Below are 13,607 nucleotides of genomic sequence, written 5' to 3' on the forward strand. Positions count from 1 at the left end.
GGACCTCTCAACATGACATCGTTTCAAATTCACGAAACATTCACGATGTGAGCCGTCTGATTGGTTCGTTCTATCGGGAGATGCCCAAGAAGCAAATTTGGCCCAACGGAGCAGTTCTAACGTTAGCTCCAAACATTCCACTACGACTTGGATGGTGACTTGTTCTTTTTGCCTAGCCCACCATTTCCCACACGGATATCCATTTCGGAATCTTCTAGGAGAGTCCCCCGCAAGATGGCATTGAAGAACTTAGCCCCGGTCAGCTTGGCCCCTTCCAGGTTTGCATCGGTAAGATCGGCCCCAATGAAGATGGCTCCTTCCAGGCAATCTTTCTTCAACGATGCCCGACGAAGGTTGGCCCCTTTGAGATCAGAGGCCCGTAAATCTGAGCGATTCAAATTCGCCCTCGAGAAGTTTCCACGGAGCTTGGCCATGCTCAGGTCGCAATCGGAAAGCTTCGCCCCCGCCAAAGTTTTGAGTTTAAGCTGGCGAAGCACGTCTCCGGATGATTTATGGCGTATTTCGATCATGCCCACGACGATGTTGCGAGAACAACTATCGCCGGTAACACGCCTGTATCAAGCGTCAACGGTCTCGACGATAGAACCGATTTTGCTGTGATCGAAACTGAAAGTACCGGCCCCGCCAAAAAGTGTAAATCGAATTATTCTCATTGGTCCGCAGAATTGCCGAACCTTAACAAAGCACGAATAACACGGCAATTAACTAGCCTTTGCCCGATTCGAGCGCTTCCTTGGGGGTTATCACCCCATCGCCGTTCAAATCGTAGGAATTGAATTCACTGACTTTGGAGGAACTCCAGGAGGTCGTGTATTCATGCATCATGATCTGGCCGTCTGCATCCAAATCGTTACGCTGGAACCAATCGGGCAGGCCTTTGGGCAGGCGTTCAGTCGCGGTAAGGAATCGATAGGTGTCCTGCGCCGGCTTATCGCTAGAGTCACTTCGCGAGTAACGATCTCGTCCGGCACTGGAACGCTGCATTAATTCTTCCACAGTAATCTTGCCATCACTATTCTTGTCGTAGTCGGCGGGATTGCCTCGCAACTTAGACCATTCATCTTTCTCAAGAACACCGTTTTTATTGCGATCATTTTGATACAACAAACTCTCGGCATACTTACGGAAACGGTCGTCTCCTCCGCGATCACTGCCCTTGCTGTCATCCGAACGACGATCATCTCGATCGCTACTTCTACTACCGCTGGACCGGACAACTCGCTGGCAAAGTTCCTCGATCGAAAGACGTCCATCCTTATCCTTGTCATCTTGGGTCGGATCATCCCTCCAACGAACCTCCGACCACTCGGGACCATCCAGATAATGGTTCTTGTTCTTGTCGTATCGCGACATAATCCCCATCACCTGATCGACGACCGTCTTTCCGAAACGCTCTTCTAGTGATTTACCGTTAACCGGAGGAGGAGCATCGAAACCTGCCGCTGGCTTCGCATCGGACTCGGCTCCAAAACTCATACTTCCCGATTCCACGCCTGCCTCGCGCTGCTCGCGAACTTTCTGCACCGCTTTCGAAGCATCGTCGACGCTGATGCTGCTGCTGTTTTCCATGCCGGTACCATTGAGGATCCGCCGCACGAAATCCCCCCCACGTCCTTCTAACTCGTTGCCTTCGATCTTTCCGTTGCGGTCTTGGTCCAAGCGACGAAGCATCTCGGTTGGGTCGAATCCTCCACGGCCTCGATCGCCGCCCCGATCACGGTCACCACCTCGGCCTCGATCACCGCCCCGATCACGGTCGCCACCTCTGTCTCGATCACCGCCCCGATCGCGGTCGCCACCTCTATCCCGGTCACCACCCCGATCACGGTTGCCGTCGTCTCCACCACGATCCCGTCGGAAATCGCCACCTGGACCACCGCGACCTCCAAAATCGCCGCGCGGCGGACCTTGCGCGAAGAGGGCATCTACGGCCAGAACGACCAATGCAAGCGAGGCGACAGAGAAGCCAAGACGGAAAGCAGACGCAGTGATCATGAGCATGATCCAGTTTTTTCGGCACCAAGGTGAAATCAAAAATGGGCAGACCTACCAGTGTAATCAAGGTCACGCCATTCTGTTAAACCCCGCTCAGCCTTGAATAGTTGTGCTCAAGAAAGACATTCCGGGCAAAAACCAGGAATTTGAGAGAGAATTTCGAAATAGACCGGAACCTTCGATGGCAGCCATGGTTGACCTCTTTTAAGCAGATTCGCCTGTCGGCACGACGTGATTGCGAAACGCCGAAGACTTCGTACAACCACCCCCATGTCGGGGGCGAGATCCATTACTATTCTGAAAGGTACATCGATGAAATTCTTAGTGGCTTTGGTTTGTGCTGCCGCTGTCGTTTTCGCAAGCAATTCGGCCATGGCTCAAGGTCCCGGCGGACGTGGTCCAGGCGGCGGTGGACCTGGCGGCCAAGGGGGTGGCGACCTGTTTAGCCTGCTGAACGACGAATCGGTTCAAAAGGAACTCGAGGTCGTACCTTCCCAATTAGACGACATTCGCGATCTTGGCCAGGAAATGCGGGAAAACATGCGTGACATGTTCCAAGGCATGCGAAACGCCAGTGAAGAGGAACGTCGCGAAATGTTCGGCAAGCTGCAAACGGCTCGCGAGGACATGGAAAAAGACCTCGAAAAGGTCCTGATGCCTGCCCAACTGCAGCGTTTGAAGCAAATTCAGGTTCAGCAGCAATCGCGCGGCCGTGGTGGTGTTTCCTTTTCCAACCCTCGTATTGCTGAAGCGTTAGGACTTTCCGAAGCTCAACAAACCGAGATGCGTGAAAAGGCCGAAGAGCTGCAAACCGAAATGCGAGCCAAGATCGAAGAACTTCGCAAGCAATCCGAAGACGAACTTTTGCAGATGCTAACCCCAGAGCAGCAGAAGAAGTGGAAAGAACTGGTCGGCGATCCGTTCGAGATGCAACAGCGAGAACGTGGCGGCCCCCAAGATCGCGGGCAACGAGGACAGCGTGGTCAACGTGGCCAAGGCGGTCGCGGTGGCAACGACGACGGCGAGATCTAACTCGTTACATCACAATTATTTACGTCACACATACGGCTAAATACAACAAACCCCTCGCCAGTACTGCTGGCGAGGGGTTAAGCGTTAAGATCGGAATCCCGGAGCATTCATTCGGAATTCGCGAAACAATTGGTGGTTGCAAAACGTTTAATACTTAGCAAGCTAAAGCCTTATCCCCCATTCTCCTCGAATGGTACGCCCCTACCTTGGTGGCTGGTAATCGGTCAGGCGCGGTGTCCTGATTTCCATCCTCTCCCATCTTTCTTTGCGACAAGTCTTCATGGTCGATGCTGGTGAAATTCTGTTGAGTTGCGGGTTATTGACGCCGGAACAGGCCGAGATTGTTCGTAACGAACAAGAATCGAGTGCGGATTTCATCCCGAAAGCCGTACAGCTTTCCTTCGTCGAAGAAGACGAAGCTCTCAAGGCATTAGCCACAGCGGTAGGCCTCGAATTTATCGATCTCACCCACACCGAGATCGACATGGCCCTTATCAAAACCATTCCTCAGCGGCTGATCTATCGCCAATCGCTGCTGCCGGTCCGTCGAGAAAACGGGAGCATCGTGGTTGCCACCAGCGACCCTTTCGATCTGTACCCGTTGGATGAGGTTGCTTCCGCGACCGGACTGAGTGTTGTTCCGGTTCTTGCTGGTCGCGCCGAGATTGCCAAGTTAATCAAAGCCAACCTGGGCGTCGGTGGCGAGACCGTCGAAGGGATGTTGGCGCGTAAAGAAGAAGAGGAAACGGGCGTCGAGCTATTGCAAGATATCGACGACGAAGGAGGCGAACTGGCGGAGGTCGAACAAGAAGCTTCGGTCATTCGCCTGGTGAACGAAATTTTGCTCGAAGCGATCGAATCACGGGCCAGTGACGTTCACATTGAAACACAATCCAACAACTCGGTGGTCATCCGCTATCGGATCGATGGGATGCTCCACTCGCAATCGGTACCGCCAGAGATCAACTACTTTCAGGCCGCGATTATCAGCCGCTTGAAGATTATGTCGCGGCTAAACATCGCCGAGAAGCGACTGCCGCAAGACGGTCGCATGAAATTGAAAGTCCGCGGCCGCGAGATCGACGTGCGTGTATCGGTCATCCCCATGATCCATGGCGAGAGCATCGTCATGCGTATTTTGGACAAAGGATCCCTCTCCTTCGACCTGCAGAAGTTGGGGATGGACAAAGACGTCTACGCTCAGTTCCAGAAGATCATCCGCCAGCCGCACGGCATTATCTTGGTCACCGGTCCAACTGGTTCCGGAAAGACGACCACGCTCTACAGTGCCCTGCTGGAAATTCGCGACGAAGCGACCAAGATCATCACCACGGAAGACCCTGTCGAATATCAGCTAGACGGGATCAACCAGATTCAAGTCCACTCCAAAATTGGGCTGACCTTCAGTGCTTCGCTGCGAAGTATTCTCCGTCACGACCCGGACGTTGTCCTTGTGGGTGAAATTCGTGACTTGGAAACGGCCGAAAACGCCATTCAAGCGTCCCTCACCGGTCACTTGGTGTTTAGCACGCTGCATACCAACGATGCCGCCGGTGCTTTTGCCCGTATGGTGGACATGGGCGTCGAACCGTTCCTGATTGCTTCAACAGTCGAAGGGGTGATGGCCCAACGTCTGGTGCGTCGTTTGTGCCCCGACTGCAAAGCACCGCACGAAGTCCATCGGGCCGACCTGCCGGACGACTTTCCGTGGGACGATTTGCAAGAACAGGACGAGAAGAGACTCTTTCACCCGGTGGGCTGCCGCAAGTGTCGTGGTGTCGGTTACACGGGACGAATGGGTATCTACGAACTGCTAACGTCAACGGAAGATCTTCGTCAGATGGTTCACGACAACGTCAGTAGCTGGGAAATTAAACAGGCCGCTATGAAACAGGGTATGTTCACCCTGCGACAATACGGCTGGCGGAAGGCCCTTGGCGGACAGACATCCGTCGAAGAAATTCTTCGCGTTACTAAGAGTGATAATCTTCGCGGACATTAGTACAATACAAGTCCTTCCTCACCTCGAGCCTACCTAAGATCATGCCAGACTTCGCTTACGTCGCACGAAACCTGCAGGGCCAAAAGGTCTCTGGCAAGCTTGCTGCGCAGACGGAAGGGGAAGTAATCAATTCGCTCAATGCGAAAAGCCTCTTTCCCATCGAAGTCAAGCTGGAAAAACAAGGGACTCGTTTTCGCATTGGTGGCAAGCGAGTTAGTGCCCAACAAGCGGCCAACTTCTATGCTCAATTAGCCTCGCTCGTCCGCAGTGGTGTGCCGTTGATGCGATCGCTCAACGTGCTCAACGATCAGGCCTCGAATCCAGCCCTCAAAGCGGTCCTGGATGACATTCGCGGTCGAGTTGAGGAAGGGGAGCCGCTGGACTCAGCGATGGCTCGCCATCCGCGAGCTTTCAGCGACATGGCGATCAACATGGTCCGCGCCGGCGCCGAGGGTGGCTTCCTGGAAGACGCCTTGGAACGTGTGGCCGCATTTACCGAAGAACAGGAAGACCTTAAAGGTCGTACACTGAGCGCGCTGGCCTACCCTATCTTCCTGGCCGTCGTGGGCTCGCTTATTTTGACATTTCTTATCGTGTTCTTCGTGCCGAGCTTTGAAGAAATGTTTTCTCGCTTGCGAGAACGTGGTCAATTGCCGGCAATTACTGACTGGCTGCTCTGGTTCAGCGGAACCTTGAACAGCTATGGACTGTTTATCTTAATAGGGTTCATTGGGCTGGGCGTTTATTTCCGAGCGGCCTTAAACTCAGAAAATGGCAAGCGCCGACTCGACTATTTCAAAATCAAAGTTCCTCTGCTTGGCTCGATTATCCTGGATTTGTCCGTCGCAAGGTTCTGCCGAGTGCTGGGAACCATGCTGAAAAACGGAGTTCCCATCCTGAGGGCTCTGGAGATCAGCCGCCAAGCGGCAGGCAATCGCATCCTGGCGACGGCGATTGAAGAGGCATCCGAAAACATTTCATCCGGTGAATCGCTCGCCGCGCCGCTGAGCAGTTCCGGCTATTTCCCCAAGACCGTTGTCGAAATGATCAGTGTCGCGGAAGAATCGAACTCGCTCGATCGCGTTTTGGTCGAAATAGCCGACGGCCTGGAACGAAGAACTACACGTCGGCTCGACCTGGCCGTTCGTTTGTTAGAACCAATCATGTTGTTGGTCATGGCGGCCATTGTGCTGGTCGTCGTGATCGCTTTGCTGCTGCCCGTCTTCCGGATGAGCAGTGCTTTGTAGTCAAAACAATTCATCGCGCTTTCGTAAGCAAACACACCCGATTTGTAAGGAGTAAACATTCATGACCCATTCGCGACGTCGCCGCCGTGCGGTAGCCGGTTTTACGCTCATTGAAGTTCTATTGGTGCTAGTGATCCTGGTGATTCTCGGCTCGATCGTGGGTGTTTCGGTGTTTGGTGTCCAAAAGCAAGCCCTCGAAAAGGCCGCCAAGACTCAGGTCGAAAGCATCGAGAGCGCCATCAAGTTCTATAAATTGAACATGAACAAAGCCCCCGAATCGCTTGACGGTCTGATTACCCAGCCTTCGGACGACAAAAGTAACAAATGGAAAGGTCCGTACTGGGAAGAAGACACCATCCCGATGGATCCGTGGGAAAACGAATATCAGTACGAAGTCAACGGTGCAGACTACAAGGTCTGGTCGATGGGTCCTGACGGAGCCAGCGGTACCGAAGACGACATCAACGGCTAACTTCCCAATTTGAAAGCCAAGGTGGGTGCCATGCCCGCGTCGGCGTGAACACGCATCGACCCGATCGTGCCACGCCGATGTGGCCATGGCACCTGCCGTATAAAACATCAGGTTATTTCCTTTGATCCACTTACCAGCAACGCGAGACATTCGTCGAGCACCGCAGCCTGCCGCTGCCGGTGAACGAGGAGCGTTTACGTTGCTGGAATTGCTCTTGGTGTTGGCCATCTTGGTCGTCTTGGTGGGGATGGGCACGCCAGCGGTTTACAACTCGCTGCAAGGACATCGCCTGACCATCTCGGCCGAGCAGGTCCAGACGGAATTCATGCGGGCCCGCGTCGAAGCGATGGAATCTGGCCGCATCCGCATGTTTCGCTTTCAGCAAGAGACCAGCAATTTCGCCGTCGCCCCCTTCGTTCGTAGTAGCGACGAACTGGAAAACAACCTGGCCGGAACAAGCCAGGGGATCGGCGTGTCGAGCGTGGTCCTCGATTCTGCCGAAGCTGAAACGATTAATGGAATGTTGGAAGAAGGGGTCGTTTTTGCCGGCGACAATATCGAAGCCGACATTCGCAGCTACACCTTAGAACAAGAGCAAGGAAGCGGCATGGATGTCAGTGGCTGGTCCCGCCCCATCTTGTTTTATCCAGACGGCACCGCTTCGGATGCCACGGTATTTCTTCGCGGCAACGGAGGGACGGTCACGTCCGTTAAGCTGCGAGGCCTGACGGGCATTGCTCGCATTCAAGATCCTGATCTTGAAACAGGGGGTGTTGATTGAAATGATTGCAACCAAACATCCCAAGCAGTCAGGTTTCACCCTTATCGAAGTCATCCTGGCACTTACCATTTTAGCCGTTTCCATGGCACTTCTGGGCCAGTTGGTTGGTCTCGGCTTTCAGAATGCCCGGCAAGCCCAAGGTTTGACCGAGGCCCAAATGATTGCTGAAACCATCATGGAAGAGATCGCGTTAGGGCTGATTCCTCCTGATCCGGTGACCGACATGAATGTCACCATGACAAGCGACCTTTCCACGCTCTCGATCGAACAAGACACGCCGTGGGTGTACAGCATCAACTGGGACCCTGCCCCGGTCGATGGCCTGATCATGGTTGCCGTCCAGGTCCGTCGCGCCGGCGCTCAGTCGGCCGCCGAAAACGATTCGTTCCAAATTGTCCGGTGGATGCGAGATCCGGAATTGGCACTCGAAGAGCTTCCTGAATCCAGCGATGGTGCTCCGCTCGAAGTCGGGGGGGCCATCTAATGAAACGCCGATCCAAGTTTGGTTTCACCCTTTTGGAAGTGATCCTCGCTTCATCCCTTTCGGTGCTGATCCTCATGGCCCTTGGGGGCGCCATTCAGTTTTATCTTTTCCAGGTTACCAACAGTCAAACGAGTATCGAGCAGGCGCAGCTCGCCCGGGCAGTCATGCGTCGCATGGAAACCGACTTGCGAAGTGCTATCTGGAAGAATGAAATCGATTTCTCGGCGGTCGAGACCCTCGCTGCGGATTCCCTTACCAGCGGTGCTGGTGACTTGTCGGGCATGGCTGCGAGCGCTGGCATCGACCCTACCATGGCCGTGGACGCTTTGGCAGGTTCCAACACGCAAGAACTCGCGACATCGAGTGTTCTCCCGACAACCATCGGACTGTATGGAAACGCCATCGAGCTTCAGGTCGATATCAGCCGCATTCCTCGCATCGACGAGTACGACCCGCAGTACACGAGCTTCCGCGACCGTGAAATTGGCGATATCCCTAGCGACGTCAAGACCGTCACCTATTTCCTCATGCAACCTGGTGTGTCCTCGTTAGGGCACGGAACCGTTGGTGACGCTGGCATCACAGAAACGCAGTTTGGCTTGGTACGTCGTGAGCTCGATCGTGCGGTTACCCAATACGCGCTGAACAACGGTGATTCAGCGGGCCTCGATGCTTCCGCCGAGATTCTCGCGCCGGAAGTCTCCCTGTTGCAGTTCCGATACTTCGACGGCTACGAGTGGGTCGAAGAATGGGACTCGGAAACGATGGGCGGACTCCCGATGGCGGTAGATGTAATCATCGCAATTCGCGATCACGACACTACCCAGGCGTTGCTCACCGACGGTGCCGTCGAGGTGCCGGTGGAAGATGCAGCCAATCCTGTGGGCCAAGTTTACCGGCGGCTCATTCGCCTTCCCACCGCCAAAGCATACGAACCGGAAGAAGAGACCGAATCGACCGATACGCTTAGTGAGGATGCCGCACTATGAGCACCTCGAAGACACACCTTCGATCGAAACGTGGCGCGGTGCTGTTTGTCGTGCTGGTGGTCGTGATGATGATCACGCTTTCGGCCTATGCCTACACCGAGTTGATGTTCATCGAAAACAAAGCCACCCACCTGACCGGTCGTCAGATTCAGGCCCGGAATGTGGCCGAGAGCGGCATTGCCATGCTGAATGTCTTCCTCGAACAAGAGCAAGACCTGATCGACGAACAAGGGGGCATCTACGACAACCCCGACTTTATGCGTGGGATTCTAGTCTATCCAGATGATACTTCCGAATCTCGGGGACGGTTTTCAGTCCTTGCCCCGGCCCTCAACATGGACGGTTCCATCGAAGGTATTCGCTTCGGACTGGAAGATGAATCAAGCCGCGTCAACTTGAATGCATTGCTGATGCTCGAAGGACAAACCGAAGGATCGGGACGTCAACTGCTTCTAGCCCTGCCTGGTATGAATGAAGAGATTGCTGACTGCATTCTCGACTATATCGACGAAGATGACGAGACACGAGAACTCGGGGCAGAATTCGATTACTACAACACGCTCGACCCACCGTACAACCCGAAGAACGGTCCGCTGGAAACGGTTGAAGAACTTCTTCTGGTGCGTGGAGTGACGCCAGAGCTTTTGTTCGGTCGCGATACCAACCGTAGCGGTATGGTCGACGACCACGAGTGGGCACCCCCTGCTGACGGCGACCAGCAGGCAATGGAAATGCTCGAGTTGGTTCCTGACCTTGGTTGGTCGTCTTACCTTACGCTGGTGAGCATGGAAAAGAACTACTCCGCTTCAGGACAGCCTAAGATCTACTTGAACGAAGAAGATCTGCAGGCCCTGCACGAAAATATCTCTGCTATTTTCCCCGTCGAATATGCCGATTTCATCTGCGCGTATCGCCTGTACGGCGGAAGCCAGAGCAGTAGCAGCAGCGGAGGAGGAAGCGGAGGTGGTTCGGTCAGTCTCGACCTTTCGCAGGAAGGCTCAACTAAAATCAACAATGTGCTGGAATTGATTGGGGCTTCGGTCGATGTGCAGCAAGGCAGCAACACGGTGAACATGCAGTCTCCTTTCGAGGACAGCATCATAGCGATGAATGTTTATCTGCCGAGCATGATGGACAGCATGACGATCAACCCTTCTCCCGTGATCCCAGGGCGAATCAATATCAATCAGGCACCCTACGAGGTACTTTTGGGAATCCCTGGCATGGATGAAGAAATCGCCGGGCAGATCCTCGAGCAGCGTCTGCCGGTTCCCGACCCGGAAGATCCCATCACGCGTCACGAGACTTGGATTTTATTGCGCGGCATCGTCACTACCGAGCAGATGCTTTCGCTGTCGCCGTTTGTTTGTGCCGGCGGAGATGTCTATCGAGCACAAGTGGTCGGCTACTTCGAGGATGGTAGCGCATTTAGCCGTCAGGAAGTCGTAATCGACGCGACCCAGCCCCAACCCAAGGTCATGCTATGGCGTGATATTTCCGAACTCGGTCGAGGGCACCCCTTGGAAGTGCTGGGCGTCGAACTGGGGATCGACGACGGACAAATCAACTGATTTCTATGGTCTGCCGAACATTTTTCGGCACCCACAGATAACCCTGCGAAATACAATAGAATTATGGCTAAGAAACTCGCAATTGAATGGGACTCGCGTTCTCTCCGCATGGTGGTTGCCCGCCAGCGCGGGTCGAGCATCGTGGTTGATCAAGCCCTGCACTTTCCGCTTTCCATCCCCGCTGAAGGCACCGACCCCGCTTCGGTCGAAAGTCGCGTTACGCGTCTGCTGACAGATCAGGTCGCAGCGCTCGGGCTAAGCAAGCTGCCTACGCTGGTGGGGATCAACCGATCATCGATCGAGCTTCAGGTCGTTGCGGTTCCGCCGGTTCCGGATGACGAACTTCCGGACATCGTCCGCTATCAAGCAATCCGCGAGTGCACCAACCTGGGCGAAGATGGCGTCGTCGATTTCGTGAAGATGCCAGCGGCCGACGACGGGAAGTCGCGTGTCCATGCCGCTGCGATTTCCGCCAAGACCCTAAAAACTTGCCTGAAGATCTGCGATCACGCTCAGATCCAACCGCAGAGTTTTTATGTTCGCTCGTTCGGTGCGGCCCATCTGGTTGCCAGTCAATCGAAGCTTACCGGGCAGACGTTCCTAATTGTCGAGCCCCTCGAAGATCGCGTCGAGCTGACGGTGGTCAGTCAGGCCGACGTTATTCTGACTCGTTCGACCCGACTGCCAGGTGAATCCAACAGCGATCACTACGTTCAAGCTCTGCAGGGCGAAATTCGCCGGACGATGCTCGCCGCTCAATCGAAGAGCATTTCCGAACCGATCACGCATATTGTTATTCTCGGACAACCCACTGCTCCTGAGAAATGGCGTTCGCTCGGGGTCGATCTCAAGACAACCGTTGAGTTTCTCGATCCCCTGGCCGCGGAACACGTATCGAGCAGCGTCGAGGTTGCTCCGGAAGTCGCCAGCCAATTCGGCGGGCTGATCGGGATGCTGCTTGCCGATGGTTCGACGCACCATGCGAAGATCGACTTCCTAAACCCACGACGCAAACCTGACCCGCCCGATCGCAAACGAATCTTTGCGTTGGCCGGCCTAGCGGCGGCGGCAGTCGTGGTGATGATTACCTATCTGATGTACAGCGGCATCTCCTCGCGTGACGCTGAGATCGTCCGCTTGAAAGAAGACATCGCCAAGTTGCAGAAATCGAACAAGCCGCTAGTGGAGTTGGAAGAAGAAGTTATCGAAATTGATCGATGGGTGACTGCCGATGTGCAGTGGTTGAACGAACTTTATCGCATGTCCAAGCAACTTCCGTCTGCCGACGAAATGATCACAACACGCGTTCACATGCAGCCCAACAATAATGAAGGTGGCACCACCGCTTTGGAAGGCTACGTGGCCGATCAATCCGTGATTCGTAAAATCGAAACAAGCTTGATGGACGAGCATCACGCTGTTCTCGGCAAAGGGTCGCAGGAACGTGTTTACGGCGACAATTACACGATCAGCTTTCAGGAATACGTAACCATCACCCCCGACGGCACCGACCGCTTCGCCCCGCGTGAAGATCCGATTGAGACCGAAGAGGCGGAATCGGCACAAGAAGAATCAAGCCAATCGGACGAAGTATCGACGGATGCCCCCAAGGAAGCCGCCGAACCGACCGATCCAACGACCGACACGGTTAACACCACAGGAGACCAGTCATGACCCAGCGCGAACGTGTCTTGGCCGTCCTGGTAGGCGTTAGCTTTCTTGTTGTCGGTGGCTATTACTTTATGAACCAGTATTCCGATGCGTTGAGCAGTCGCGATCGACAGATCGAGACCCTCTCGAAACGCCTGGATGACGAAAAGTTTGTCGAGGCAAAAGCAGATATGGCGATGGATCGACTGATCACATACCGCCAACACGCTTTGCCAGAGAGCATCCGTGCAAGCCAGTCCTTCTATCAAGAACGACTTCGGGAAACGCTGGAATCGACTGGCTTCGACGATGTTGTGATCAAACCGCTCAATGGCCGCCGTGGTGGCAATCACTACCAACACATGTTTACCATCAACGGGCAAGCCTCGATGGAACAGTTGGTCCAGTTCACTTACGAATTCTATTCGTTCAACATTCTGCATAAATTTAGCAAGCTGACGATCATTCCTGTTAAAGAATCTGAGCTACTCGATATCTCGATGAATGTCACCGTGCTTAGCCTGGATGGAACCGATGAAGTGCCTCAACCGGAAGACATTCGCCTTCCACAGTTGGCCCATGGCAATCTGAAAGACTATACCGACGTCATCCTACAGCGAAATATTTTTGCCCCGGCGAACAAGCCCCCTCTGTTCACCTCGAAAACAGAGGTCGAAGCCGAGCTGGAACGGCCTTTACGATTTCGCCTGAGTGCCAGCGATCCCGATCGCAAAGACCGTGTGACCTTCTTCCTGGGTAAGGATCCACCGCCAGGGGTCGAGCTTTCCGAGACAGGGTCGCTTCAATGGACTCCGGATGCACTGGGCGAATACAAGATCACGGTCGAGGCCCGCGATAGTCGCCTTCCCCCCAAAAGCTCGACGCAAGAGCTTTTGGTCAAGGTCGTCGAGCCTCAGCCAGAACCGATGCCTGATACAACGCCGAAGCGTCCCGAATTTGATGAGGCGAAGTTCACCTACCTGACCGGCACGGTCGCGGTCGGTGGTCAACCTAAGGCCTGGCTCAATAACCGTCCTAAGAACCAAAAGCTGAGATTAGGCCCCGGCGACACGTTCTCGGTTGGAACCCTGCAGGGAAAAATCATCGACGTGAAGGACCGTGAAGTGGTTATCGAAATCGAAGGGGACCTACGCGTTCTTTCGATTGGCCAACCACTCGCCGATGCCACTACCATGGGTCCAGCTGGCGAGCTTTAAACAATCTCTCCTCAAGCTCCTGAAAACCATCAGAAATCGACTATGCCGCCAGCTAGCTGGCGGCATTTTTCTTTTACCGAGGGTTCGCCAGTCGTCAAAGTCCAACAGGGCGCGAAATTTTATCGCTTGTAACGGTTGTTTTCAGT

At 54.3% G+C, this 13,607-nt stretch carries 13 protein-coding genes; 10 read left to right on the forward strand and 3 right to left on the reverse strand.

Annotated features, from left to right (window positions below; all coding sequences use genetic code 11):
* Nucleotides 1–140: 140 nt before the first annotated feature.
* From HOV93_RS05175 to HOV93_RS05185, 3 genes are all read right to left on the reverse strand, one after another.
* Nucleotides 141–530 (reverse strand): pentapeptide repeat-containing protein, encoded by a 390-nt coding sequence (locus tag HOV93_RS05175; RefSeq protein WP_207395397.1) that lies wholly within the window; start codon nt 528–530, stop codon nt 141–143.
* A 196-nt stretch (nt 531–726) separates the two neighbouring features.
* Entirely contained in the window at nt 727–1,692 is a 966-nt protein-coding gene (locus HOV93_RS05180) for a hypothetical protein (RefSeq protein ID WP_207395398.1), read from the reverse strand.
* Nucleotides 1,638–1,946: a hypothetical protein gene (locus HOV93_RS05185; protein WP_207395399.1), complete on the reverse strand. Its 309-nt coding sequence runs from the start codon at nt 1,944–1,946 to the stop codon at nt 1,638–1,640. The genes HOV93_RS05180 and HOV93_RS05185 overlap by 55 nt, the downstream gene beginning before the upstream one ends.
* Before the next feature lie 382 nt (nt 1,947–2,328).
* Between HOV93_RS05185 and HOV93_RS05190 the strand changes: the two genes are divergently transcribed.
* From HOV93_RS05190 to HOV93_RS05235, 10 genes are all read left to right on the forward strand, one after another.
* On the forward strand, nt 2,329–3,048 hold the full coding sequence (locus HOV93_RS05190; RefSeq protein ID WP_207395400.1) for a hypothetical protein: 720 nt from the start codon (nt 2,329–2,331) through the stop codon (nt 3,046–3,048).
* Nucleotides 3,049–3,328: 280 nt separating this feature from the next.
* Nucleotides 3,329–5,050, forward strand: a complete 1,722-nt coding sequence (locus HOV93_RS05195; RefSeq protein WP_207395401.1) for a GspE/PulE family protein — start codon at nt 3,329–3,331, stop codon at nt 5,048–5,050.
* Between the two features lie 41 nt (nt 5,051–5,091).
* The gene (locus tag HOV93_RS05200) at nt 5,092–6,297 is read left to right on the forward strand and encodes a type II secretion system F family protein (protein ID WP_207395402.1); all 1,206 of its coding nucleotides are present in this window, start codon (nt 5,092–5,094) and stop codon (nt 6,295–6,297) included.
* Between the two features lie 61 nt (nt 6,298–6,358).
* The gene (gene gspG, locus HOV93_RS05205; protein ID WP_207395403.1) at nt 6,359–6,769 is read left to right on the forward strand and encodes a type II secretion system major pseudopilin GspG; all 411 of its coding nucleotides are present in this window, start codon (nt 6,359–6,361) and stop codon (nt 6,767–6,769) included.
* A gap of 121 nt (nt 6,770–6,890) precedes the next feature.
* Nucleotides 6,891–7,550: a prepilin-type N-terminal cleavage/methylation domain-containing protein gene (locus HOV93_RS05210; RefSeq protein WP_207395404.1), complete on the forward strand. Its 660-nt coding sequence runs from the start codon at nt 6,891–6,893 to the stop codon at nt 7,548–7,550.
* Nucleotide 7,551: 1 nt separating this feature from the next.
* Nucleotides 7,552–8,034: a type IV pilus modification PilV family protein gene (locus tag HOV93_RS05215; protein ID WP_207395405.1), complete on the forward strand. Its 483-nt coding sequence runs from the start codon at nt 7,552–7,554 to the stop codon at nt 8,032–8,034.
* Nucleotides 8,034–9,023, forward strand: a complete 990-nt coding sequence (locus tag HOV93_RS05220; protein WP_207395406.1) for a hypothetical protein — start codon at nt 8,034–8,036, stop codon at nt 9,021–9,023. Before HOV93_RS05215 ends, HOV93_RS05220 begins: the two co-directional genes overlap by 1 nt.
* A complete protein-coding gene (locus HOV93_RS05225) occupies nt 9,020–10,594 on the forward strand; it encodes a type II secretion system protein GspK (RefSeq protein ID WP_207395407.1) in 1,575 nt (524 codons plus the stop codon). The genes HOV93_RS05220 and HOV93_RS05225 overlap by 4 nt, the downstream gene beginning before the upstream one ends.
* A gap of 63 nt (nt 10,595–10,657) precedes the next feature.
* Complete coding sequence (gene pilM / locus HOV93_RS05230) at nt 10,658–12,268, forward strand: type IV pilus biogenesis protein PilM (protein ID WP_207395408.1); 1,611 nt, start codon at nt 10,658–10,660, stop codon at nt 12,266–12,268.
* Entirely contained in the window at nt 12,265–13,461 is a 1,197-nt protein-coding gene (locus HOV93_RS05235; RefSeq protein WP_207395409.1) for a cadherin repeat domain-containing protein, read from the forward strand. Before pilM ends, HOV93_RS05235 begins: the two co-directional genes overlap by 4 nt.
* The last annotated feature ends 146 nt before the right edge of the window (nt 13,462–13,607 follow it).

The organism is Bremerella alba (genome assembly GCF_013618625.1).
In the GTDB taxonomy this organism is placed as follows: domain Bacteria; phylum Planctomycetota; class Planctomycetia; order Pirellulales; family Pirellulaceae; genus Bremerella; species Bremerella alba.